This window comes from Sphingorhabdus sp. (assembly GCF_044374345.1).
In the GTDB taxonomy this organism is placed as follows: domain Bacteria; phylum Pseudomonadota; class Alphaproteobacteria; order Sphingomonadales; family Sphingomonadaceae; genus Sphingorhabdus_B.
Genome location: NZ_JBILOS010000027.1, coordinates 1 through 24,287 on the forward strand (window position 1 = coordinate 1; position 24,287 = coordinate 24,287).

Consider the following 24,287-nt stretch of genomic DNA (forward strand, 5'->3'; position numbering starts at 1 on the left):
AGCGGCTGGGGCAGGTGCGTTTCCTGGCTGTAAATGCCTGTCAGCACATTGACGACAAGGTCATGTACTTCGAGAATGAGGCTATCGGTCATATCACTCCTTAACGTGACCAGCGGGCGAAAATAGCGGTAGGCAAAAGCATGCCCCGCCCCTGTTCACGCACCGCGAGTTCACCAAATTCAACCTTGCCGCCAAGGTCGGCAAAATGGGATTTCAGCAGCCCGCCCAACGCCAGCGCAGACATGCGCACCGCGTAGACGGTCAGAAATAGAAACTTTGATTCCGCATCAAGCAACTTGCGGCAATTGGCGATCAGTTCGGGCAGGTCTTCCTCAAGCCGCCACACTTCGCCGTCGGGACCACGACCATATTTGGGTGGATCCAGCAATATGCCATCATAACGTTTTTCCCGGCGCACTTCGCGTGCCACGAATTTGGCGGCGTCGTCGACGATCCAGCGAATAGGACGGTCGGACATGCCCGACATTTCGGCATTGGACCGTGCCTGCGCAACCGATTTCTTCGACGCGTCGACATGCACCATCTGCGCGCCCGCTGCTGACAAAGCGAGGGTGCCAACGCCGGTATAGCCAAACAGGTTCATCGCGACGGGATCGGTTACGCCTGCCAACTGTCCGCGCATCCACCGCCACACCGGGTCCATATCCGGGAAAAAGCCGAGGTGACGGAATGGCGTGCAGGATGCGGTAAAGTGCACCTCATCATTCCATGCGAGCGGCCAGCCATCCATGGGAACGGGTTTGTTGTTGTACCAACGCCCGCCGCCGTCATCGTCGGATCCGGGAACGAATTCGGCATCTGCGGGCCATTCGTCGAGCGCAGGCGCCCACATCGCTTGCGGTTCCGGCCGAATGAAGCGGCGGTCACCATAGGATTCATATTTCCGCCCATTGCCTGAATCGATGAGCGTGTAATCGCTGCGCGGCTCGCTGATCAGGGTGACGAAATTCTGTTCCATATTTTAGCGAACGGCGCGCGCCAGCACATAGTCACGCACGGCGTCATATGTGCCCGGCAAGACATCAAAACGTTCTTCGCGGTCGAACAGGTGCGAGACACGCGCGGGCAAAGCAGGGCGAACGCCGGTTGCATTTTCCACTGCGTCCGGGAACTTGGCGGGGTGCGCGGTTGCCAATGTAACGACCGGCGTTTCTGGTTTGATGCCTGATGCCCGCGCCGCGTGCAGTGCGATTGCGGTATGGGGATCAATAATCTGGTCCGCCGCGCCATAGGCCCAGCGCATGGCGGAGGCCATCTGGTCCGCATCGGCGCGCGCGCTCGACAATAATGCAGATTTTTTCCGCATGTCGGGTGACAGAACCATTTTGCCCATTTTCTCGAACCATTTCATCCGCGCTGCGGTTGTCGATCCATCGCGACCTTCAAGGTCAAACAGCAGCCGTTCAAAATTGCTCGACACCTGAATATCCATCGATGGCGCTGCGGTCGGGGTTACGCCCAACACCGAATAGTCACCCTTTGACAGGGCGCGATGCAAGATGTCGTTGATGTTGGTGGCGACAATCAGCCGTTCAATCGGCAAGCCCATTTGCGCGGCAACATAGCCGGCAAACACATCGCCAAAATTTCCGGTCGGGACGGAAAAGGCAATTTTGCGCTCAGGTCCGCCCAATCGCAGCGCGGCATAGAAATAATATACCACCTGCGCCATCAGGCGGGCCCAGTTGATGGAGTTTACGGCGGATAAAGTGAGCGGGCCATTGACATCCTTGTCGCTGAACATCCGCTTTACCATCGCCTGCGCGTCGTCGAAGCTGCCTTCAATCGCGATGTTGTGGACATTGGGCGCTAGGATGGTTGTCATCTGCCGCCGCTGGACGTCAGAGACGCGGTTATGCGGGTGCAGCATGAAGATTTCGATTTGTGCGCGTCCGGCAACGGCATCGATTGCCGCTGATCCTGTGTCGCCCGATGTCGCGCCGACAATGGTCAGTTTTTTATCCGTGCCCGACAAGAATCGTTCAAACAATTGGCCCAGCAATTGGAGCGCAACGTCCTTGAACGCCAAGGTTGGCCCGTGAAACAGCTCCAGCAGCCAGTGCTGCCCATCAAGCTGCACCAGCGGCGTTGTCGCCGAATGGGCAAATGAACCATAAGCCGTCGAACACAGGCTTTTGAGTTCAGCCTCGCTCAATACACCCGCGGTAAACGGTGCCATAACGCGCGCAGCCAACTCGACATAAGACAGGCCGCGCATCGCCTTTATATCTTCTGTCGAAAATTGCGGCCAATGGCGTGGGACATATAGTCCGCCATCTCGGGCCAGACCCGTTAGGGTGACGCCTGCAAAATCGAGCGCGTCCGCATTGCCGCGGGTGCTGATATAATCTGTTCCGTTAATCGTCATAGCGCGCACGCGGTTACCCGCGACGCCGCATTTAGGCAAGATTATTGCAAATCAGCCCGGACAAATTCGGCACATCTTTCACCGATCATGATGCTGGGCGCATTTGTGTTACCGGAAACAAGGCGCGGCATGATGCTGGCATCCGCGATATAAAGCCCTTCGATGCCACGATATTTCAGGCGCGGGTCGACAACATCGTTCGCATTGGGCCCCATGCGGCACGTGCCGACGGGATGGTATACGGTATCTGCGCGACTGCGGATCAGATCATCCAAGGCGGCATCATCATTCAGATCGACAGGATGGCGATTCTTTCCACCATAAGCGGCAAGCGCAGGTGCTTCGAAAATCCGGTGCATGGCGCGCACGCCGCTGCGCAATGTGGCCATGTCGCGATCGTCGGTCAAGAATGCCGGGTCAATCAGCGGGGCCGCGCTTGCATCGGTTGATGCGAGGCGCACGGTGCCACGGCTTTCGGGCCGCAAGACACAGGCATGGCAACTGAACCCATGACCTTTCACTTTGGAACGGCCATGGTCTTCCAACATGGCGGGGACGAAATGATATTGAATATCAGGGGCTGGCAAGCTTGGGTCCGAACGCCAAAATCCGCCTGCTTCGGCAAAGCATGTGGTCATCACGCCTGTGCGCTTGCGGCGATGTTCGATAATCGCCTTTACCATCTTTACGGTGCCGGCCAGCGAATCTCCGAAAAAGTCGTCCTTTGACTGTGTTTCAAAGCTGGAGACATAATCGATATGATCTTGCAGGTCGGTGCCGACGGCTTGTTTGTCGTGGACGACATCCACGCCAACGCTGCGCAGATGGTCGGCCGGGCCAATGCCCGACAGCATCAATATTTGCGGCGATCCAAATGCGCCTGCGGACAAAATCACAGCGCCGCGTGCCTTGATAGTGCGTTTTTTGCTTCGGCCTTGGCGAATGACAACGCCTGTGGCGCGTCCGTTTTCGACGATAATCTTTTCGGTCAGTGCACCGGTGATGACTTCCATCCGGTCGCGTGCTGGTTCGACATAGGCGCGCGCGGCGGTCCAGCGTTCGCCACCCTTTTGCGTGACCTGATACAGGCCAAATCCGTCCTGCGTCGCGCCGTTGAAGTCATTATTGACCGGCAACTGCAACTCGGCAGCCGCTTCAATGAAGGCAAGGCTGCCGGCCTGCGGCCAGCGTTGGTCAGACACGGACAGCGGTCCACCTGATCCGTGAAAGGCATCAGAACCGCGTTCATTGTCTTCGCAGCGTTTGAAATAGGGCAACACGTCGTCATAGGACCAGCCATCGCAACCCAGTGCGGCCCAATTGTCATAATCATATTTGTGGCCACGGATGTAGACCATCGCGTTAATCGCGCTCGACCCGCCAAGGCCTTTGCCGCGCGGTTGATATCCGGTGCGGCCATTCAGGCCCTTTTGCGGGACGGTTTCATATTTATAGTTCGATCCATTGCGGATGAATGGCATGAAACCAGGCGTTTTGATCAACATATTGTTGTTGGTGCCGCCGGCCTCGATCAGGCAGACCTTATATTTGCCACCTTCCGAAAGACGGCCAGCTGCAGCGCTCCCCGCTGACCCGCCACCAATCACGATGATATCAAATTCGTCCATATCGCCTGCTCCTCTAACGCCAAGGTTTAAGCGGACGATTAAATACTGGCAAGGGTGTAAATAGCGCTAGTCGGCCTTTGCCTCTCGGCCTTCAAGCCAGCGTGCGCGGATCATATCCGATGTTTCGCGGCTGCCATCGTGGCTCCACCCCGGCTCGCGCACAAGGTAGGACAATTTGTGACGCCATGGCGCCGACCAGAGGTCTTTGAATATACCCACCCATTCGTGAAAAACGCTCCACAGCAGGTTGAACGTTCCGAGTTGCCGAACAATCCCGTAGCGGATTTTCTCGCTTTCTACTTCTTCGGTAAAGGTCCCGAACATGCGATCCCAGATGATGAAAACACCTGCATAATTGCGGTCGAGATAGCGGGGGTTGGTCGCGTGATGCACGCGATGATGGCTTGGGGTATTCATCACATATTCGAACCAGCGCGGGAATTTGCCGATGGCTTCGGTATGGATCCAGAATTGATAAATAAGGTTAAACGCGCCAACAAAAAGCAGCATGGCCGGGTGAAATCCGATGAGTGCCAAAGGAATGCGGAAGATAAAGCCAAGGGCAATGAAACCGGTCCATGTCTGACGCAGCGCCGTGGAGAGATTATAATGCTGGCTTGAATGATGGTTTACATGGCTGGCCCAAAACCAGCGGACGCGGTGTCCGGTGCGATGCGCCCAATAATACGCCAGATCGTCCAAAACAAAGCATAAGGGCCACGCCCACCACACCCAGCCGATCTCGAACAACCGGTTCTCATACATCCACATCGCCAGGCTGAACACCAACGCGCCGGTGAGCGCGCCTGCAACCGTGCTGCCGGTGCCGAGCGCGAGTGACGTCAAGGTGTCGCGCGGTTCATATTTCTCTGGCGCACGGCTGCGTGCCCATAGCATTTCTGCGACGATGAGGATGATGAACGCCGGAATGGCATAATCCACTGGGCTGAAAAGTTCAGGCATGCCTATTTCCCATGTTATGCTGACCGTTGTTCAAATGCCGAAGGCCAGATGCCCATGACGGTGCTTGTTCACCCAAATTGAGCGTTATGGTTCCAAATGTCTTCTCGCCGGTTCCGATGGTGAGGAAATTCTGGTCCAGACGGGATTCGCTGTGCCGGTCGAGCAAACGTCCAGCCCATTGCACACCGTGGCGACGGATCAGCATGTGCCGGCCCTGATCGTCACGCAGCAATGCCGCGATACCCGCTTTGTCGATTGCGATGTCTACCGGATTGAACCCACAGATCGTCTCTTCGGCAATGTCACGCGCCTGCGCTTCGCTGTGGATGCGGACGTCGCCGCCCAAGCGCCAAAACCGTGCGAGCCACGCGATAAACAAAATCGATGCAATCGACCCTGCCAGTTGCAGCAATTCTGCCATCAAGAAGCCCGTCCGCGCAACATATCCATCATCGCTGCAACGGGCGACAGATCATAGCCTGCGTCAGCAGCCTGTTCCGAAAGGACGGCGGGATGATCGCCCTTCGCCGCGCGGGCCAATGCCCATAACAAAGTCGATCGGGTCCCTGACCGGCAATAGGCCAATATCTTGCCGTCTGCATTTTCAATGGCATCGGCCATGGCCGTGACCTGCCATTCGGCAAAGCCGGCATGTGTCACAGGAATGGCGACATAAGCGATGCCGGCAGCTTGCGCCGCGGCGGCGATTTCGGCGCCTGATGTCTGGTCGGCGGATTCATCTTCGGGACGGTTGTTGATGATCAATGAAATGCCCGCGGCTTTCGCCTCCGCCACGTCGGAAAGGCTGATTTGCGGTGCGGCGAAAAACGTGTCTGTCAACTTACGGAACATCAGCAAATCCTATCATTTGCCGCACAAAGCGGTCATCTGCCCTTCGCCTTATTTTAATCTGCAATCGATAACAAGAATGGACCGCGCATTGGCGAGAAACGCCCCGCTAAAACTGCGCGATGACCGATAGGAAATCTTCGCCATAGGCTTCTAACTTGCGTGCGCCGACACCGCTAATTCGGCCTAAGGCGTGGATGTTGGTTGGCTTGGTCAAAGCCATTTCGCGCAAAGTTGCGTCGTGAAAAATCACATAAGGCGGCACGCCCACAGCTTCGGCCAGCGCGCGACGTTTGGCACGCAGCGCCTCGAACAACGGGTTGCCAACGGGATTGTCCGGTCGACCAGCGCGGCGTTTGTTGTCCGGCTTTACGATCGCAATCTGGATATTTTGGTCGCCGCGCATAATCGCGCGGGCATCGCCAGCCAGTTTCAGGCCGCCATGTTCGTTGGCTACCATTGCCCCGCGTGCCTGCAAGGCGCGAGACAAGGGCTTCAGCATCGCTGCCTCTGCCTTGCTTACAATCCCGAACACCGAAAGCTGGTCATGCCCCAATTGGGTTATGCGGTCATCTTTACTGCCCGTCAGGACCTTTTCCAAATGGCCCATGCCGAACATCTGCCCGGTGCGATAGGCGGCGGACAAGAGCTTGCGTGACAGTTCAGTGGCGTCGTGGACGTCGGGGGCATTCAGGCAATTGTCGCAATTGCCGCATGATTCAGGTGGGCTTTCCCCAAAGTGACGCAGCAGCACCGCACGCCTGCACCCGGCTGTTTCCACAAGATATGACAAAGCAGCAACACGCGCCAATTCCGCCTCGCGTCGTTCGGGAGGAAGCTCGCTCAGGCGCATGCGGGCGCGGGTGAAGTCTCCGGCGGACCACAGCATATGTGCCACCGCCGGGTCACCATCGCGTCCGGCGCGGCCGCTTTCCTGATAATAGGATTCGATAGATTTCGGCAGGCCAGCATGCACGACAAAGCGCACATCGGGCTTGTCGATGCCCATGCCAAACGCCACCGTCGCAACCATCACCATGTCTTCGGAAGACACAAACTCTGCCTGCGCCCGCGCCCGTGTCTGCGGTTCCATACCGGCGTGATAGTACAGCGCCTTGCGGCCAGTATCCGCGATTTGGGCCGCAATCTTTTCGGTGCGGTCACGGGTCTGGGCATAAACGATGCCCGCGCCCGGCAGGCTTTTTACCAATGCAGCGATGCCGCTGTTCGGCGCGGCAGTGGCGGCATAGCGGATGTTGGGTCGGTCAAAACCGGCCACCATGACGCCATCGCGCGGAATGCCCAGTTGCTCGGCAATATCGTCGCGCGTGTGGGTGTCTGCGGTTGCAGTCAGCGCAAGGCGCGGCACTTCGGCAAAGTCGTCGAGCAATGGACGCAGCAGCCGATAGTCCGGGCGAAAATCATGCCCCCATTCGGAAACGCAATGCGCTTCATCAATAGCAAAAAGCGCGATTTTGGTCTCATGCAACAGGTTGCGAAATTCTTGCCCTGATGCCCGTTCCGGCGCGACATATAACAGGTCTAGGTCGCCAGCACGAAAACGGCTGATCGTTTCTGCGCGGTTGTCGTCGGCTGATGTCAATGTTGCCGCGCGAATGCCAACGGCGTCGGCCGCGCGCATTTGGTCATGCATCAGCGCGATGAGCGGCGAAATGACAATGCACGTGCCGTCCATGATGACCGCGGGCAATTGGTAACATAATGACTTGCCTGCACCCGTTGGCATGATGGCCAAGGTGCGTTGACCCGCAAGCACCCGCGACACCACCTGTTCCTGCTGTCCGCGAAATTCGGGAAAGCCGAAAATGCGGTGCAACACATCAGATGGGGTGGGGGACGGAGCGACGGAGGCCATGCCACGCCCTAGCGTGACTGAAGTGTCAGTGACAGAGTGCAGTTGCCGTCAAACCAAGTCGCTTGTGGATAGCGCACGATTATGCCGAAGGGACGGCCTCTTCTTCAGCTTCGCTTTGCTGCCGTGCCCACATTTCGGCATAAAGCCCGCCTTTGCGCAGCAGTTCGTTATGCGTCCCCTGTTCGGCAACGCGCCCGGCATCCAAAACCATGATCTGGTCGGCATCGACGATGGTCGACAGCCGGTGGGCGATGATGATGGTCGTGCGGCGTTCCGAAATGCGGTCAAGCGTCGCCTGAATTTCGGACTCGGTGCGGCTATCGAGCGCGCTGGTCGCTTCATCAAGGATGAGGATTGGCGGATTTTTCAGCAAGGTCCGCGCAATGGCCACACGCTGCTTTTCGCCGCCGGACAGTTTTAGCCCGCGTTCGCCGACCTTCGCGGCATATTGCTCCGGCAGTGACTCGATAAAGCCGTGAATCGATGCGCCGCGTGCAGCCTCTTCGATTTCGCTTTGGCTCGATCCCTCACGGCCATAACCGATATTATAGCCGATGCTGTCGTTGAACAGCACGGTGTCTTGCGGCACAATGCCGATGACGCTGCGCAGGCTGGATTGCGTCACATCGCGCAGATCCTGCCCGTCGATGGTAATGCGGCCGCCGGTGATGTCGTAAAAACGGTATAGCAGCCGCGCAATGGTCGATTTGCCAGCGCCCGACGGTCCCACCACCGCAAGCGTATGCCCGGGCTCAATTTTAAAACTGACGCCATTCAGGATTTGTCGGTCGGGGTCATAGCCAAAGCGCACATCTTCAAACGCCACCGCGCCGCCCGACACGGCCAAGGCAGGCGCACCGGGCTTATCCGTGATTTCTGCGGGCGTATCGATCAGGTCGAACATCGCGGCCATATCTGTCAGGCCTTGGCGAATGGTGCGGTACACCATCCCAAGCATATCCAGCGGCCGGAATAGCTGCGCCAACAAGGTGTTGACGGTGACAACGTCGCCGGTTGTAAATTGCCCGCGCGACCAGCCCCAGACAACATAGCCCATGGCACCGGCCATCATCACATTGGTGATCAGCGACTGCCCGATATTCAGCGCGGCCAGCGAGTTTTCCGATTTGACGGCCGCGTTCGCATAATGATGGACCACCTCAGCATAGCGCTGCGTTTCCCGCTTTTCAGCGTTGAAATATTTGACGGTTTCATAATTGAGCAGACTGTCGACCGACTTTGCGACGGTCTGCGTATCCAGCTCGTTCATTTCCTCGCGCAATTTGTTGCGCCAGTTGGTGATGACGGTGGTGTAGGCGATGTAGCTGACGACCATGATCAGCGTCGCCGCAACCATGCCCCAACCAAATTCAATCTTGAAATATGCGGAGACCAGAACGAGCTCAAGCAAGGTCGGTGCGATGTTGAACAGCAGGAAATAGAGCATGATATCGATGCTCTTCGTCCCGCGTTCGATAACCTTGGTCACCGCACCTGTTCGGCGGTTCATATGAAAGCGCATTGATAGGTTATGCAAATGGCTGAACACATTTTCGGCCAAACGGCGGGTGGCTTCTTGCCCGACGCGCTCAAAGACAACGTTGCGCAGATTGTCGAACAAGACGCCGCCAAAACGCGCACCCGCATAAGCGGCAACGAGCGCAATCGCGATGGCGACGCTGTCTTCCATGCCGGGAACCATGCGGTCGATGGCCTGGCCATAGACCCACGCCATGCTCAACTGAATAAGCTTGGACACCACGACCAGCAGCAACGCAAACACAATGCGTGCGCGCAGGCCAGTTTCGCCCTTTGGCCATAAATATGGCAAGAACCGCCGCATCACGGCGAAATCGGGCTTGGCGTCTGAACTGGGGGCTAATGGTGGCACAGGGGCCGTATAATTAGATTAAGCGAAAGCGCAAACGTCCATCATGTGCGACCCGAAAGCAGCAACCATGTCGCGACCGCATTAATGCCCGTATATACTCCATAGGTCAGCGCGACCGCCCACGACCCGTCATTGGCAAACCACAGCGCGCCCATCAGCAACGCCAGTTCGATGGCGTAGCTGCCATAGGGACTGAACTGCGGGCTGAAGTAGCGCTTGGTTTCTTCAACGAACGGATGTCCGGATTCTGAAACTGCCTTGTGCATGGCAAAATTGGCAACGCCCATCACGAAGCAGACAATCAGCAGCATAAACTTGCTTTATGGTCCTTCGCGGATGGCGCGGGCTTCATTGCGTTCCGATTGCCGCTCAAGCGCGACCTTAATCATCGCGATAATGGGGTCCGCCAGTGCAAGACCCAATATGCCAAACAAAGCGCCAAACAGAATCTGCGCGCCAAGGACAAGCGCTGGCGCGAGATCGACTGCCCGTTTGGCGACCATCGGCACAATCAGATAGCCGTCGACCATCTGGACCACGAAATATACGAAGATCGCATAAAGACCGACATCAACACCCGCCGAAAATCCGACGAGGATGATAAGTGCGCCCGACACGATAGCGCCGATATTGGGCAAAAACGCCAACAAGCCCGTCAGCACACCCAAAAGCGCCGCCATGGGTACGCCGCCAAGGCTGAGCAATATCCAGGTGCCAAAACCTTCCACCGCCATGCCGAGCAACCGGCCCGCCATCAGGCGGCGCAACACGCTGCCCATTTTGGCGGCGGTGACATAGAAATGCTCGCGCTCGGACAAAGGCAGCATCCATGCGACGCCGCGTTCATACATACGTGGTTCGGCGGCAATGAATATGGCGAGCACCAGCATCATCGCCATGTTGGTCACTGTGCCAACCACCGAAGAGACCGCTTCAGTTACGCGGCCGACGGAGTTCAAAATCTGCGTGCCGAGGCTTTTGACATCTTCTGCCGATATGTTGAATCCGGCCGCAGCGATGCGGTTGCCAATGGATTCAATCTGCGCTTCGACAATAGCCTGAAGGCTGGCGGCCTGCGCGGCAAGTTCGGATCCCGTGAAGACAAATGTCCAATACATGAAACCGAATACGGCAAGGACGACGATGGTCAGGCGGATACCGCGCGGGATCGGCAACACCCGGCCAAGCAAACGTGCGCCGCCATCAAGCATCGCCGCAAGGACAAGGCCGCCCATGATGAGCAATAGTGGCTGGGCTAACCATACAAGTCCGAAAACAAGCAGCGTCATACCAATCCAGACCGCCGCCCGTTTGATCTCGGTGCGGATTATGGGGTCGTAAAGCTCTGTCGGGCCTACCTCTTCGCGAAATGCGCCTTCCTGCACCGCAGTTTTTCTGCGCGCGCGCCGTGTCTTAGCGGGTTTTGCGGCAGGGGTGTCTTTCGCGATATCATTCACTTGAACGGACCTTTTTTGGACGCAGACTGGTGCCCGCGCGGTCACCGCGCAGCGATGAAATCCACGTTGCGGGGTTCAGGCCAGTGCTGCCATCGACGGAGAAGGTAATGATTTCCGCACGGCCGCCGATGCGATCCCATGATACCGGGCCGCCAAGGCCACCCAGTGCTTCGGGTACACGGCTGTCCGAGCTATTGTCGCGGTTATCGCCCATTAAGAACACATGGCCTGCGGGTATTTTTACCGGCTCCATATCATCGGTCTCGCGTCTGCGGGCATCGATGGTGTCATATTGCACGCCATTGGGCAGGGTTTCGCGAATGACGGGCAAATGACATGTCATCACGCCATCATCGCCGCGCGTCAGTGCGCCCGGGAAATCATAATCATTGCATGGATTGTTGGCATCGACAGGCAAAACCAGATTGGGCTGGGTATCTTGCCTAACGGGTTTGCCGTTCAGGAAAATCTGACCTTCGCGCAAGGCTATCGTGTCACCGGGCAGCCCAATGACGCGCTTGATCCAGTCCTGATATTTGCCCTTCGGCGTCAAAATCACAATATCGCCACGGGCCGGCATTTTCCCCCAGACCCGCTTCTGGCTTTCCGGAAGGGGGACGGCCAGCGCCTCTACTTCCTCGCGCAGCACCAGCCAGCGAAATATCGCGACCGGATTGGGAATGGTGGGCGAGACATGGCTCCAGCCATATGGATATTTGCTCACGAACAACCGGTCGCCCACCAGCAATGTCGGCATCATCGATATTGACGGGATATAAAAGGGCTTTGCAATGAAGCTGTGAAACGCAAGAACGGCCATCAACAGCCAGAACATCCCTTTGATTTCCGCCCATGCAGCCGACGCCCAGCCGGGTTTTTCAGGGGTTGGGGTGGACGGGACATTGGGGTCGATAGTGTCGGTGGTCAAACTGGTCATGCCTTTTGCGATGGTAACGCTTCGATAATGACAAATGCCTGCGCCCATGGGTGGTCATCAGTCAGTGTCAGATGAATATGGGCGTCATAGCCCGAAGGAATCATTGCGTCGAGCCGCGCTTTTGCACCGCCCGTCAGCGCCAGCGTTGGCGCGCCTGACGGCGCGTTGACGACGCCGATGTCTTTCATGAACACGCCACGTTTGAATCCGGTTCCAACAGCTTTGGAAAAAGCCTCTTTGGCTGCAAAGCGTTTGGCATATGTGCCCGCCCGCGTGAATGGCCGCTTGCCAGCCTTGGCGCGTTCGATGTCGGTAAAGACGCGCTTTTCAAACCGTTCGCCAAAGCGCTCAAGCGAGTTCGCGATGCGCTCAATATTGCATAAGTCGGAACCAAGCCCGATTATCACCGCGCGAGGTCCATTAACGTCCGCATCTTCCGGACGCTTTCTTCCAAGCCAATGAAGATCGCCTCCCCAATCAGATAATGCCCGATATTCAACTCCGCGATCTGGGGAATGGCGGCGATGGGCTGGACATTTTCAAAAGTCAGGCCATGGCCAGCATGCGGTTCGAGGCCATTTTTAGCCGCCAGCGCGGCAGCGTCCGCAATACGGCGAAGCTCTATTTCGCGCTCTTCGCCTTCTGCATGTGCATATTTGCCGGTGTGAAATTCAACGACGGGCGCTTTCAGGCGGATGGCCGCTTCAATCTGCCGCGCGTCAGGTTCAATGAACAAGCTTACGCGAATGCCCACGTCCGCCAGCCGCGTGACGATGGGTGCGAGATGGTTGTGTTGGCCAGCGGCATCGAGCCCACCCTCGGTCGTACGTTCTTCGCGCCGTTCGGGGACGATGCACGCGGCATGCGGCTTATGCCGCAGCGCAATTTCCAGCATTTCGTCGGTTGCCGCCATTTCCAAGTTAATGGGCAAGCGAATTTCCCGCATAATCGCGTCGAGGTCAGCGTCGCGAATATGCCGGCGGTCTTCGCGCAAATGGACGGTGATGCCATCGCCGCCCGCTGCCTCCACCATATGGGCGGCGCGCATCGGATCGGGATGCATTCCGCCACGCGCATTTCGGATCGTCGCAACATGGTCGATATTGACGCCGAGGCGCAGACGAGACGAATGCTCTATATTCATAGCTTACGGCTACCGGGCTTTACCGCCTCGGTCGCAGCCAATTCGGGCGGCAATTCATCGGGTGCATAGGTTGGAAAGTTCAGCTGAATCAGCGGGAAGAACGGTACGCCGAGGTCGACGGTGCCGGCCGAACGGTCCACCACTGCGCCAGCGGCGATGACATGACCGCCCGCGGCTTCGATCGCGGCGATAGCCTCACGCGATGAAAGGCCGGTCGTTACGACATCTTCCATCATCAGGATTTTGGTGCCGGGTGCGATCGCAAAACCGCGCCGCAGACCAAAGACACCATCGGGGCGTTCCACGAACATCGCATCAACGCCAAGTGCCCGCCCCATTTCATGGCCTATGATCAGGCCACCCATGGCCGGGGAAATGACGGCTTCGATCTCGTTTCGCAGCTCGCGCGGCATTTTTTGTGTCAGTGCCAGGGCAATGCGCCCCGCACGCTCGGGGTTCATCAGCAGGCGTGCGCACTGAAGATAATAAGCGCTGTGGCGGCCCGACGACAGCAGGAAATGTCCTTCGAGCAGTGCGTCGACGCTACGGAATTCAGATAATATTTCATCTTCGGTCATGATGGGGAGATTTTTCCTGGCTGGCGAATGTTGTGTTTTGCATCTTCCGTTTAGCGGATTGCAACGCAAATAGGTAGAAGAGTGGAGCAATTAAATGCTAAAAATCATTAATCGACCGCTTGAGGGTTCAGATAAGCGCGCCTATAGGTCGCGCGAGTCCGACCTTCCAGCGGGGGGTCAGGCCTACGCAATATTTCTGCGTCGCACCAAGAATACGGGGCTAAATTGATGATTATGTTGAAGAAATTTCTGGTTGTAATGGCTGCCATGGCAATGCCGTCATTGGCATTGGCGCAACCTGCGAATCCCGCGCCTGCGCCAGTCACGAAAGAAGTGGCTGCGCCGGTTGTCGCAACACCCGCCGCAGCAGCACCTGTTGCCGCTGAAGCAGAAGCAGCGCCAGCCGCCGCTGCGCCAAAATCGATGGATGGTTCGCTTCCTGGCTACACGCCTCTGCGTCCTGACTATGCCAACAGCGTCGGTATGCCGAAGCCGAAGGAAGTCGATTTTCAGGAACAGTTCACCGAGAACGGCCAATATGCGAAATGGATTAACAACGCCATTTTGCTGCCAATTATCACGATCATTTCGCTCTTCGTTCTTGGCTTGCTGCTTTGGGTGATTGTGCGCTTCAATCGCCGCGCAAACCCTGTCCCTTCAAAGACGACGCACAATACCTTCATTGAGGTTGTTTGGACGTTGGTTCCAGTCCTCATCCTGTTGGGCATTGCTTACCCGTCGCTCGACTTGCTTGCCAAGCAGTTCAAGCCAGCACCGGCAGACGCCGTGACCATTAAGGCAACTGGCTATCAATGGTATTGGGGTTACACTTATCCTGACCATGGCGGCTTTGAAGTTGTGTCCAACATGCTCAAAGAGCAGGGCGACGCTGCCAAGGGTGAGCGCTTCCGTACTGAAAATGACGGCCCCAAGCTGCTGGCCGTAGACAATCGTATGGTTGTGCCAGCCGGCGTTCCGCTTCGCATTCAGACAACCGCTGCAGACGTCATCCACGCTTTTGCGGTACCATCGCTGTGGTTCAAGCTTGATGCCGTCCCTGGCCGCTTGAATGAAAAGTCGCTGACGATCACGAAGCCGGGCGTCTATTTTGGACAATGTTCGGAGCTGTGCGGTGCACGGCATGCGTTCATGCCCATCGTTGTAGAGGCCCTGCCGCCAGAAAAGTTTGCTGCATGGGTTAAGGCGCAAGGCGGCACGATGCCCGGCGCTGAAAAGCCAGCACCAGCAGCACCAGCCGTAGCTGCCCCTGCAGCCGCTGCACCAACCACTGACCCAGTCGCTGCCCCTGCCGCAGCGCCAACCAAGTAAAAAGGCCAGACTGATGACCACGATTGCCGCAACAGGTAAAGACCTCCACGCGCATGACCATCATGACGCGGATCACAAGCCAGGCTTCTTCGCGCGCTGGTTTATGTCGACCAACCACAAGGATATCGGCACGCTCTATTTGATCTTTGCGATTTTCGCAGGGATCATCGGCGGCGCGATTTCGGGCCTTATGCGCGTTGAACTTGCTGCGCCGGGTATCCAGTATCTTCAGGGCTGGGCATCCATGATGGCCGGCAAGGAAGCGTCGTTGGACGAAGCCTATCATATGTGGAACGTGCTGATCACCGCCCACGGCCTGATCATGGTGTTTTTCATGGTCATGCCAGCCATCATCGGTGGTTTCGGCAACTGGTTCGTGCCGCTCATGATTGGTGCGCCAGACATGGCGTTCCCACGTATGAACAATGTCAGCTTCTGGCTGACGGTTGTTGCGTTCATCATGTTGCTGGGTTCCAGCTTCGTACCCGGTGGTACAGGTCTTGGCGCCGGTACGGGTTGGACAGTGTACGCGCCGCTTTCGACGTCCGGTTCCGTTGGACCTGCGGTCGATATGGCGATCTTCTCGCTTCACCTTGCAGGTGCGGCGTCGATCTTGGGTGCGATCAACTTCATCACGACCATCTTCAACATGCGTGCCCCCGGCATGACGCTACATAAAATGCCGCTGTTTGTCTGGTCCGTGCTTGTGACCGCATTCCTTCTGTTGCTCGCATTGCCTGTGTTGGCTGCGGCCATCACGATGCTTTTGGTTGACCGTAACTTTGGCGGCGCATTCTTTGATGCGGCTGCTGGCGGTGACCCTGTATTGTATCAGCATCTGTTCTGGTTCTTCGGCCACCCCGAAGTGTACATCATGATCTTGCCAGGCTTTGGCATTATCAGCCAGATCGTTGCGACGTTCAGCCGCAAGCCCGTCTTCGGTTATCTCGGCATGGCTTATGCCATGGTCGCAATCGGTGTCGTTGGCTTCGTCGTTTGGGCGCACCACATGTTCACGACGGGCATGAGCGTTGACATGAAGATGTACTTCACCGCGGCAACGATGGTGATTGCGGTGCCAACCGGCATTAAGATCTTCAGCTGGATCGCCACCATGTGGGGCGGTTCGGTCAGCTTCAAAACGCCAATGGTTTGGGCAATGGGCTTCATCTTCATGTTCACCGTTGGTGGCGTGACGGGTGTTGTGCTTGCCAACGGCGGTCTCGACGACAATTTGCACGACACATATTATGTTGTCGCCCACTTCCATTATGTGTTGTCGCTTGGTGCGGTCTTCTCGCTCTTTGCTGGCTTCTATTACTGGTTTGGCAAAATGTCGGGTCGTCACCTGAACGAATTTTTGGGCCATCTGCACTTCTGGGTGTTCTTCATTGGCGTGAACGTCTTGTTCTTCCCAATGCACTTCCTCGGAAACTCCGGCATGCCACGTCGTTACCCCGATTATCCAGAGGCATTTGCCTATTGGAACGGCGTTGCGTCGATGGGCTATGCCATCATGGGTGTGGGTATCCTGATATTCTTCGTCAACGTGATCTGGTCTTTGCTGGCCGGTCGCCGCGCAGAAGACAATTATTGGGGTGAAGGCGCGACAACGCTTGAGTGGACGTTGACGAGCCCTCCACCATATCACCAGTTCGAAACGCTGCCGGTTATCAAGTAACCGGCGGCGGTTCGCCGCTTCAAAGCTTTAAGGCGTTTGGATACGGACATGACGACCGCAGCGCGTGACATATTAATGCCCGCCGAATGGCGTGACTTCTGGGCTTTAACCAAGCCCAGAGTTATGTCGCTTGTCGTATTCACCGCCTTATGTGGTCTGCTGGCCGCGCCTGGCAATATCCACCCCATTATCGCCTTTACGGCAGTGCTGTGCATTGCATTGGGCGCTGGTGCATGTGGTTCGCTGAACCAGTGGTACGAAGCCGATGTCGATGCCAAAATGGCGCGGACGGCGCAGCGCCCATTGCCCGCCGGCCGAATGGATCGTGAGGCAGCGTTGCACTTCGGCGTTGGCCTTGCTGCCTTTTCCGTTGGCATCATGGGTGTTGCTGTAAACTGGCTGTCGGCAGGTTTGTTGGCGTTTTCGATATTCTTTTATTCCATCGTCTACACAATCTGGCTTAAGCCCAACACGCCGCAAAATATCGTTATCGGCGGTGCTGCAGGCGCATTTCCGCCGGTTATTGGATGGGCCGCCGTCACCGGTGATGTCACTTTCCTGCCGGTTTTGCTCTTCACCATCATCTTCTTGTGGACCCCGCCGCATTTTTGGGCGTTGGCGCTGTTTATGAAGACCGATTACGGGGCAGCGGGCATTCCGATGCTGCCAAATGTGAAGGGTCAGCGCGTTACGCGTAACCAGATATTTGGGTATAGCTTCCCGATGGCGGGCGCAGCGATATTGCCGTTCATCTTGGGTGATAGCGGCTGGCTATATGGTGCGACTGCGGTGGTGTTGAGCGGGCTATTCCTGATCCTTGCATTCCGTGTCTGGCAAAATGAAGCAACCGATGCCGCGGCGATGAAGCCGGAGAAACAGCTTTTCGCATTCTCGATCCTATATCTGTTTCTTTTGTTCGCCCTGTTCGCAATTGACCGTATGGTGATCGCATGACCCAGTCTGACCAATCGCCGTATACCGCCGAAGAAACCGCGCTTATCCGTAAGCGTCAAGCGGCGCGGTCGCGTGTCATGGGCATCGCCCTTGTTGGGTTGTGCATATTGTTCTTCCTGATCACAGTGGTAAAAGTCGGAGTTTGGGGCTGATGGCTATATCGAACGCAAAAACTGGTTTTCTGGCAGGCGCACTTGCCATTTCGATGGTTGGCGTAGGCTTTGCCGCCGTTCCCCTGTATCGCCTGTTTTGTCAGGTGACAGGGTTCGGTGGCACAACGATGCGGGTTGATGCTGCGCAAGCGGCGACGGTGTCCGCTACGAACAAACCCATCGTCATCCGGTTTGACGCCAATCATCGCGGCGACTTGCCTTGGGAATTCAAGCCGGAACGCCCGACCGACACGGTCAGCATTGGCGCGAAGGATATGTCGGTATATTTGGCAAAAAATATGTCGAGCGAAGCGGTGACGGGGACGGCAACGTTTAACGTCACGCCGGCGCTTGCTGGCAAATATTTCAACAAGATACAGTGCTTTTGCTTCACCGAACAAACACTTAAGCCCGGCGAACAAGTGCGGATGCCGGTCTTATATTATGTCGATCCAAAGATCATGACCGATCCAGAGACCAAGGACATTGAAGAAATTACACTTAGCTACACATTCTACCCAGTGGAAAAGCCAAACACGGTGGACCCGCAGGCGAACGGAAGCTAAGGCAAACTTACCACGTTAAGACTACAGGGAATTGACCATGGCGGGTGCCAAAAATCACGATTATCATATTCTGCCGCCGAGCATCACGCCCATATTGGGTTCGTTCGCGGCTCTGACGATGTTCTTTGGCCTCGTGATGTGGATGCATCCCGAGCAGTTCAGTTTTGGTAGCCTCGTCTTTGGCATTGGCCTTATTGCCTTATTGTACACCTTTTACGCGTGGTGGGCCGATGTTGTGGCCGAAGCCCATGCGGGCGATCATACCCCTGTGGTGCAGCTTCACCTGCGTTACGGTATGATCATGTTCATCGCGTCGGAAGTCATGTTCTTCGTGGGCTGGTTCTGGGCGTGGTTTGACTATGCCTTGTTCCCAGTGCCGTTGGAAATCGTCATAGACCCGGAAACGCACGCGTTTACGGTGACTAACCTTATCGGCCAAGAAGGCGCCGCCGCTTTGATGCAGTGGCCACCAAAGGGCTTGGAAGTTCTCGATGCCATGCAATTGCCGCTGCTCAACACATTGATCCTGTTGTGCTCGGGCACCACCGTGACTTGGGCGCACCATTCGCTGATTCATGGTGACCGTGAAGGCCTGAAAAAAGGACTTTGGCTGACGATCTTGCTCGGCCTTCTGTTCAGTGCGATTCAGGCATATGAATATGCCGTCGCGCCCTTTCCTTTTGGCGGATTGAATTATGGTACAGCCTTCTACATGGCGACGGGCTTCCATGGTTTCCACGTCATTGTTGGCACGATCTTCTTGATTGTGTGCCTTGTGCGTACCTACAAAGGCCACTTCACACCAAAGCAGCATTTCGGTTTTGAAGCTGCTGCTTGGTACTGGCACTTTGTCGACGTGGTGTGGCTGTTCCTGTTCATCGCCATCTACATTTGGGGTGGCTGGGGCGCGCCAGTTCACGCGTAAATGACAGCAGAGCAATCACCAGAAGGGCGGCCCAGCATATTGCGGGCTGCCCTTTTTGGTCTCTGCCCCCAATGCGGCGGCAAAACGTTGTTTGCGGGGCTCGGGCAGTTTGCGGACACATGTTCGCAATGCAAACTTGATTATGCTTCGTTCAATGTGGGCGATGGCCCTGCGGCATTACTCACCATGGTTATTGGTGCGCTGATCATTGTTTTTGCTTTGTTGCTCGATTCCGCTGTCCGGCCCCCTTTTTGGGTGCATGTCATCATTTGGGTTCCGGTGACCGCCGCGTTAACCGTTATCACGCTGCGGATGGCGAAAGCGGCATTGCTGGCATCGGAGTATCGCAATAAGGCGCATGAAGCCGGGAAGGACGATCTGCTATGAAACGCTGGCCGATTATTCCAACGATCATTGTAATCATCGCGGTCGCTATCATGATTGGCCTCGGTGTCTGGCAGCTTCAGCGCAAGGCCGAAAAGGAAGCTTTGCTCGCCCGTTACAACGCCGCTGATGGCCTGCCGGCGGTCATGTGGCCAGTCGTCCCCGATCCCAAGGCACTGCCGCTGTTTCGGCGTTCCACGGTCATGTGCGGCAATGTGATCAAAATCGAGTCGGTGTCTGGCAGCAATCGTGCCGGTGACGCTGGCTTTGCCCATGTCGCGTCATGCCAAACAGGTGGCGCGGAAGGCGCGAACGCGAAAGTTGCCATCGGTTGGTCCGAACGTCCGCAATCACCAAGCTGGAGCGGCGGACTGGTCCGCGGTATCATCGCGCCCGATGGGGTGCAGTTGATTAAGTTGGTGTCGACCGATCCCGCAGATGGCCTGCAACAACTTGCATTGCCATCGCCAGCCCAAATTCCAAACAACCATTTCCTCTATGCCATCCAGTGGTTCATTTTCGCCGCCGCCGCGTCGATCATTTATATCCTCGCGGTGCGGAAGCGCTTGAAAACGCCTTGAGCCTGCCCGCCGATATCTATTTCTACATTGTCGCAAGCGCTGCCGTCATATTGGTGGGGCTTGCCAAGGGTGGATTTGCGGGGCTGGGCGCCGCTGCCATGCCGATACTCGCCTTGGTCATGGACCCAGTCGCCGGTGCGGGCATGTTGCTACCCATATTGATGGTTCAGGACATTGTGAGCGTCTGGGCGTTCCGACGCAATTTTGATCGGCGGACTTTGTTGCTCACCTTGCCGGGCGCGGTCGTGGGCATATTTTTTGGATGGTTTTTGGCGACCGCGATTAATGCAGACGCCGTTCGCGGCTTTGTAGGCGTCATCGCGCTATCATTTGGTGTCTACCGCTTGCTTCCGCTGTTTGGTGCGCAGCTTAAGCTGGCTGGCCCGGCACCCGAGTGGGTTGGCGTCGTCATGGGCGGGGTTGCAGGCTTCACCAGCCAAATTGCACATGCGGGCGGCCCACCGTTCCAGATTTGGGCCCTGTCGCGCAACTTCCCTCATTTGGTCTTTGTCGGAACGTCGTCGATATTCTTTGCGATCATCAATTGGATGAAAGTGCCTGCTTATGCAGCGCTGGGCCAATTCAACACGCAAAACATGACGTTGACCGCCATCTTCCTGCCATTGGCTATAGTCAGCACAATGGCAGGCGTGCGGTTGGTCAAGCGGGTGTCACCCGAACGATTCAATATCATCATTCAGTTGTTGATGGTGGTCGTCGGCGCAGAGTTGATTCGCCAAGCCATCTGGTGACTGCGCCCTATTTGGGCGACAGCACCATAAGCATTTGACGGCCTTCCATGCGGGGATGCGCCTCAACCTTTGCGGTCTCGGTCGTATCGGCCTGAACGCGCTGCAACAGGTGCATACCCAATTGTTGGTGGGCCAATTCACGACCACGGAAACGCAAGGTGATTTTCACCTTGTCACCTTCCTCGATGAATTCCGCAACCTTCTTCATCTTGACCATATAATCATGGTCATCGATGTTCGGACGCATTTTAATTTCTTTAATTTCCTGCGTTTTCTGACTCTTACGCGCAAGGTTGGCCTTTTTCTGGGCCTCATATTTGAACTTGCCGATGTCCAGGAACTTGCAGACTGGCGGATCAGCGTTCGGTGATACTTCCACCAGATCAAGACCGACTTCAGCGGCCTGCGCTATCGCCTCGCGGGTGTACAGGACACCCAAATTTTCGCCGTCATCATCAATGACTCGTACTTTTTCAGCTGTGATGAGATTATTGTAGCGCGGACCACTTTTAACAGGTGGGGTCATTGCGCGCCGGGTCGGCGGGGTGGCGATAGTCGATACTCCTTTTGATGATCTGCTGCGCCATTACAGCCAAATCGCTAACAGATAAAGGCCTTAGCGCCGGATTATCCGCTTTTGTTCGTGACAGTGGCTCTCGAGACACGACCAAGCGCCCAAAGGCTCCTGATCTGATCTATTTTGTCAGCGCCGTCAGGTCATCGACCGTCAATATCTGCGGCAGTATCTGCGCCTCTCCCTTCGGCGGGAAGTACAGATATAATGGCACGCCGGAGCGCCCATATTTTGCGAGATAGCGGGTAATGTCCGGGTCTCTGCGCGTATAGTCGCCCACCATCACGGTCATACCCGCCTTGCGGAATGCGTCATTGGTCTCCGTCCGGTCGATTGCCGCCTGTTCATTGACCTTACAAGTGACGCACCAGTCAGCGGTGAAATAGAGGAACACCGGCTTGCCCTCGGTGCGCAGAGTGTTCAGGCGGGCTTCGTTAAAACCTATGCTGCCGGCCTTAGACACCGTACCCGCAGGCTGTATCGTCACTTTGCCGATTATCAGTGCGGCGGCGATAGCTATTCCGAACAAAGCTATCACAACCAATTTATAGGGCGACCCCTCTTTCTGTTTCCGGCCAAGCTCATACAACCGCACGAGGATCATGAGCGCCGCCGCGCCGCCGATCATCAAACCGGTGAACCCAGCCAGTTGATATGTCAGCCACAGCAATGCCAAAGATGTCAGCGCCATGGGCAGCGCCATCCACTGACGGAACCGCACCATCCATGGCCCGGGCCGAGGCATCCGCTTGCGTAAGGCAGGGATGAACGCAATCGCGAGGAAGGGGAGAGCAAGACCAAATCCAAGCCCTGCAAAAATCAGCAATGCCAAACCGGTTGGCAGCAAAAGTGCGGCGCCCATTGCGGCGGCCATGAATGGCCCGGTGCACGGTGTCGCAACGACTGCGGCAAGCACGCCAGTCCAGAACGATCCAGAAAGGCCACCCTGACGCGTCAGCTTTTCGCCCGCACCAATGCCCCCAACCTCAAACATGCCGGCCAGATTGGCGGTGACCGCGACCATCAGCAACAAAAGGATCAGCACGACCGCAGGGTCCTGCAACTGAAATGCCCAGCCCACTTCTTCACCGGCAGCGCGCAAGGCCAGCATGATGCCGCCGAGGATGAGGCAGCTGACAATGATACCGACTGTGTAGGCCACCGCATCGCGGCGGGCTTCGCCTTCATCGCCGCCCATTTTGGCAAGGCTCAGTGCCTTGAGCCCCAATATAGGAAAGACGCAGGGCATGAGATTGAGCAGCAAGCCACCGAGCACGGAGAATGCCAATATCCACCCAAAGCCAAGCGGTGGTTGTTCTTCATCGGCAGGCGCACCTTCGCCCAAAACGGACACCGCATCGCCACCCGATGGCACCGCGCCCGCAACAGCGCGCACCTCAAGCCCTTGCGCGTCATTGAAGCGCAGCAGCCCGTCAATTTGGCCGTCAAAGCCCGCTTTCACCTCACTGCTGACCACCAGCCAGTCGCCCACACGCCGCGCGCTTTGCGGGGCTGCATAGCGGAATAGTTTGTCAGTCTGCGCGAAGAACCAGACGCGTTCTGCCTTCGCGCTGCGCGGATAAGGGATGGCGATATCAATGCGCTTGCCGTCAATTTGGTAGAGCGCCGAACGGTCAAGCGGCACCGGCAGGGCACTGCGCCATGCGTCAAAGCGCGCGCGGTCCGCGTCGGATATTTTGCCTGACCCCACCGTCAACGGTACGGACAATGTCGCGGCCTCCGGAACGCAAACCAAGTCCGAACAGGCCGACCAGCGGGCATCCACTGTGATGTTCAGGCTTTGCCCCGGCTGCGCCTCTTTGGGTATTTTGACATCCACCAGAAAGGCATGCTTTGCCTTGTAGATATGGTTCATAAATCCGCTGACGATCAGCGTCTCGGGCACCTGCGCACGCACCGATCCTGCTGTCACACCGTTTGGCAATTGCCATGCGAGCTCAAGCGGCGTCCCCGCATCACCGGGGTTTACCCAATAATCATGCCAGCCGGATTTGGGGTCCATGACGATTGCGACGGTGACCATATCGCCCGGCGCAGGTTGACGGGTCTCAACATCAATTGAGGCACGCACATTTTGCGGCGATGCGTTGGCGGGCGTCTGTGCATATGCGCCGCCAAAGGCCAAAGTTAGCGCCAGCAGAAACAAGCAGAGTGTGCGCAGCAGACGCAGTGGTCGCGGGGCCAATGCCAACGTGCCAATATTCTGCGTGTGTAGAACAGCCATCTTATTCCGGTGCCGTTTGTAAGGGGGACGCATTCATTGTCGGCATCGCCTTCGCCTTTTTCCAGCTACCGTTCAGATAATAAGCGATCGATAACACACAAGAGGCGATGGATGTCGCGATGAAAGCAGCCCAAATGGCGTCCGCACCAAAACGTTCATATAATCCAAAACCGATAGTGAAGCGGACGATAATGGCGCTGAATATCAGGATGAGCAACGGCGCGACCACGGCGCCATTTGCCCGCACCGCAAAGGTCACGACGACCGACACACCCATCAATATGAAGCTCCAGCCAATGATATGGTTGATGTGGATCGCGATATCGATCGCTGGACTGCCGATGGGCAGGAACAACTGAAGCAACGGTGTTGCAAATAAGGTCATCAGCAAAATCAACACGCCCGACATCAGCAGGTTGATGCCGATGCCCG

The 24,287-nt window shown here is 56.7% G+C and carries 25 protein-coding genes and 2 pseudogenes; 9 read left to right on the forward strand and 18 right to left on the reverse strand.

Features of this window, described 5'->3' with window-relative positions; genetic code table 11:
- The 15 genes and pseudogenes from ACIQ5B_RS04330 to pyrE form a co-directional block, all read right to left on the reverse strand.
- Window positions 1-92, reverse strand: a pseudogene (locus ACIQ5B_RS04330) (dihydroneopterin aldolase); the annotation flags it as partial.
- Between the two features lie 8 nt (window positions 93-100).
- Entirely contained in the window at window positions 101-979 is an 879-nt protein-coding gene (locus ACIQ5B_RS04335; protein ID WP_397597958.1) for a class I SAM-dependent methyltransferase, read from the reverse strand.
- A gap of 3 nt (window positions 980-982) precedes the next feature.
- Window positions 983-2,389, reverse strand: coding sequence for a threonine synthase (gene thrC, locus ACIQ5B_RS04340; protein WP_397597976.1), 1,407 nt, complete (start codon window positions 2,387-2,389; stop codon window positions 983-985).
- Window positions 2,390-2,430: 41 nt separating this feature from the next.
- On the reverse strand, window positions 2,431-4,017 hold the full coding sequence (locus tag ACIQ5B_RS04345; protein WP_397597959.1) for a GMC family oxidoreductase: 1,587 nt from the start codon (window positions 4,015-4,017) through the stop codon (window positions 2,431-2,433).
- Window positions 4,018-4,083: 66 nt separating this feature from the next.
- The gene (locus ACIQ5B_RS04350) at window positions 4,084-4,980 is read right to left on the reverse strand and encodes a sterol desaturase family protein (protein WP_397597960.1); all 897 of its coding nucleotides are present in this window, start codon (window positions 4,978-4,980) and stop codon (window positions 4,084-4,086) included.
- Window positions 4,973-5,401 carry a hypothetical protein gene (locus ACIQ5B_RS04355; RefSeq protein ID WP_397597961.1) on the reverse strand — a complete coding sequence of 143 codons (429 nt, stop codon included), beginning with the start codon at window positions 5,399-5,401 and terminating at the stop codon, window positions 4,973-4,975. Before ACIQ5B_RS04355 ends, ACIQ5B_RS04350 begins: the two co-directional genes overlap by 8 nt.
- On the reverse strand, window positions 5,401-5,832 hold the full coding sequence (locus ACIQ5B_RS04360) for a TIGR01244 family sulfur transferase (protein ID WP_395628385.1): 432 nt from the start codon (window positions 5,830-5,832) through the stop codon (window positions 5,401-5,403). Before ACIQ5B_RS04360 ends, ACIQ5B_RS04355 begins: the two co-directional genes overlap by 1 nt.
- Window positions 5,833-5,938: 106 nt before the next feature.
- Window positions 5,939-7,705 carry a DNA helicase RecQ gene (gene recQ, locus ACIQ5B_RS04365; protein WP_397597962.1) on the reverse strand — a complete coding sequence of 589 codons (1,767 nt, stop codon included), beginning with the start codon at window positions 7,703-7,705 and terminating at the stop codon, window positions 5,939-5,941.
- Window positions 7,706-7,784: 79 nt separating this feature from the next.
- The gene (locus ACIQ5B_RS04370) at window positions 7,785-9,596 is read right to left on the reverse strand and encodes an ABCB family ABC transporter ATP-binding protein/permease (RefSeq protein ID WP_397597963.1); all 1,812 of its coding nucleotides are present in this window, start codon (window positions 9,594-9,596) and stop codon (window positions 7,785-7,787) included.
- Window positions 9,597-9,637: 41 nt separating this feature from the next.
- Window positions 9,638-9,907 carry a hypothetical protein gene (locus ACIQ5B_RS04375; protein WP_397597964.1) on the reverse strand — a complete coding sequence of 90 codons (270 nt, stop codon included), beginning with the start codon at window positions 9,905-9,907 and terminating at the stop codon, window positions 9,638-9,640.
- Window positions 9,908-9,916: 9 nt separating this feature from the next.
- Window positions 9,917-10,981: an AI-2E family transporter gene (locus ACIQ5B_RS04380; protein WP_397597977.1), complete on the reverse strand. Its 1,065-nt coding sequence runs from the start codon at window positions 10,979-10,981 to the stop codon at window positions 9,917-9,919.
- 64 nt (window positions 10,982-11,045) lie between these two features.
- Complete coding sequence (gene lepB, locus ACIQ5B_RS04385) at window positions 11,046-11,990, reverse strand: signal peptidase I (protein ID WP_397597965.1); 945 nt, start codon at window positions 11,988-11,990, stop codon at window positions 11,046-11,048.
- Complete coding sequence (gene acpS / locus ACIQ5B_RS04390) at window positions 11,987-12,397, reverse strand: holo-ACP synthase (RefSeq protein WP_397597966.1); 411 nt, start codon at window positions 12,395-12,397, stop codon at window positions 11,987-11,989. The genes lepB and acpS overlap by 4 nt, the downstream gene beginning before the upstream one ends.
- Window positions 12,394-13,134 (reverse strand): pyridoxine 5'-phosphate synthase, encoded by a 741-nt coding sequence (locus tag ACIQ5B_RS04395; RefSeq protein WP_397597967.1) that lies wholly within the window; start codon window positions 13,132-13,134, stop codon window positions 12,394-12,396. The genes acpS and ACIQ5B_RS04395 overlap by 4 nt, the downstream gene beginning before the upstream one ends.
- Window positions 13,131-13,712, reverse strand: a complete 582-nt coding sequence (gene pyrE, locus ACIQ5B_RS04400; RefSeq protein ID WP_395629502.1) for an orotate phosphoribosyltransferase — start codon at window positions 13,710-13,712, stop codon at window positions 13,131-13,133. The genes ACIQ5B_RS04395 and pyrE overlap by 4 nt, the downstream gene beginning before the upstream one ends.
- Before the next feature lie 228 nt (window positions 13,713-13,940).
- On the opposite strand from pyrE, the gene coxB reads away from it, so the two are divergent.
- The 9 genes from coxB to ACIQ5B_RS04445 are packed head-to-tail and all read left to right on the forward strand — an operon-like array spanning window position 13,941 to window position 21,036.
- Complete coding sequence (coxB, locus tag ACIQ5B_RS04405) at window positions 13,941-15,041, forward strand: cytochrome c oxidase subunit II (protein WP_395629518.1); 1,101 nt, start codon at window positions 13,941-13,943, stop codon at window positions 15,039-15,041.
- 13 nt (window positions 15,042-15,054) lie between these two features.
- Window positions 15,055-16,722, forward strand: coding sequence for a cytochrome c oxidase subunit I (ctaD, locus tag ACIQ5B_RS04410; protein ID WP_397597968.1), 1,668 nt, complete (start codon window positions 15,055-15,057; stop codon window positions 16,720-16,722).
- A 48-nt stretch (window positions 16,723-16,770) separates the two neighbouring features.
- Window positions 16,771-17,676 carry a heme o synthase gene (locus ACIQ5B_RS04415; RefSeq protein WP_397597969.1) on the forward strand — a complete coding sequence of 302 codons (906 nt, stop codon included), beginning with the start codon at window positions 16,771-16,773 and terminating at the stop codon, window positions 17,674-17,676.
- Complete coding sequence (locus ACIQ5B_RS04420; protein WP_395629521.1) at window positions 17,673-17,828, forward strand: hypothetical protein; 156 nt, start codon at window positions 17,673-17,675, stop codon at window positions 17,826-17,828. The genes ACIQ5B_RS04415 and ACIQ5B_RS04420 overlap by 4 nt, the downstream gene beginning before the upstream one ends.
- Window positions 17,828-18,394 (forward strand): cytochrome c oxidase assembly protein, encoded by a 567-nt coding sequence (locus ACIQ5B_RS04425; protein ID WP_397597970.1) that lies wholly within the window; start codon window positions 17,828-17,830, stop codon window positions 18,392-18,394. Before ACIQ5B_RS04420 ends, ACIQ5B_RS04425 begins: the two co-directional genes overlap by 1 nt.
- A 37-nt stretch (window positions 18,395-18,431) precedes the next feature.
- Window positions 18,432-19,319, forward strand: a complete 888-nt coding sequence (locus tag ACIQ5B_RS04430; RefSeq protein WP_397597971.1) for a cytochrome c oxidase subunit 3 — start codon at window positions 18,432-18,434, stop codon at window positions 19,317-19,319.
- A complete protein-coding gene (locus tag ACIQ5B_RS04435; protein ID WP_397597972.1) occupies window positions 19,320-19,706 on the forward strand; it encodes a DUF983 domain-containing protein in 387 nt (128 codons plus the stop codon).
- On the forward strand, window positions 19,703-20,284 hold the full coding sequence (locus ACIQ5B_RS04440; protein ID WP_397597973.1) for an SURF1 family cytochrome oxidase biogenesis protein: 582 nt from the start codon (window positions 19,703-19,705) through the stop codon (window positions 20,282-20,284). Before ACIQ5B_RS04435 ends, ACIQ5B_RS04440 begins: the two co-directional genes overlap by 4 nt.
- Entirely contained in the window at window positions 20,281-21,036 is a 756-nt protein-coding gene (locus ACIQ5B_RS04445) for a sulfite exporter TauE/SafE family protein (RefSeq protein WP_397597974.1), read from the forward strand. The genes ACIQ5B_RS04440 and ACIQ5B_RS04445 overlap by 4 nt, the downstream gene beginning before the upstream one ends.
- A gap of 7 nt (window positions 21,037-21,043) precedes the next feature.
- Here ACIQ5B_RS04445 and infC read toward each other — a convergent pair whose 3' ends face one another.
- The 3 genes and pseudogenes from infC to ACIQ5B_RS04460 all read right to left on the reverse strand — a co-directional run.
- Window positions 21,044-21,562: a translation initiation factor IF-3 gene (gene infC / locus ACIQ5B_RS04450; protein WP_183942192.1), complete on the reverse strand. Its 519-nt coding sequence runs from the start codon at window positions 21,560-21,562 to the stop codon at window positions 21,044-21,046.
- A 169-nt stretch (window positions 21,563-21,731) separates the two neighbouring features.
- Window positions 21,732-23,855, reverse strand: coding sequence for a protein-disulfide reductase DsbD family protein (locus tag ACIQ5B_RS04455; RefSeq protein ID WP_397597975.1), 2,124 nt, complete (start codon window positions 23,853-23,855; stop codon window positions 21,732-21,734).
- 1 nt (window position 23,856) lies between these two features.
- Window positions 23,857-24,287, reverse strand: a pseudogene (locus ACIQ5B_RS04460) (MATE family efflux transporter); the annotation flags it as partial.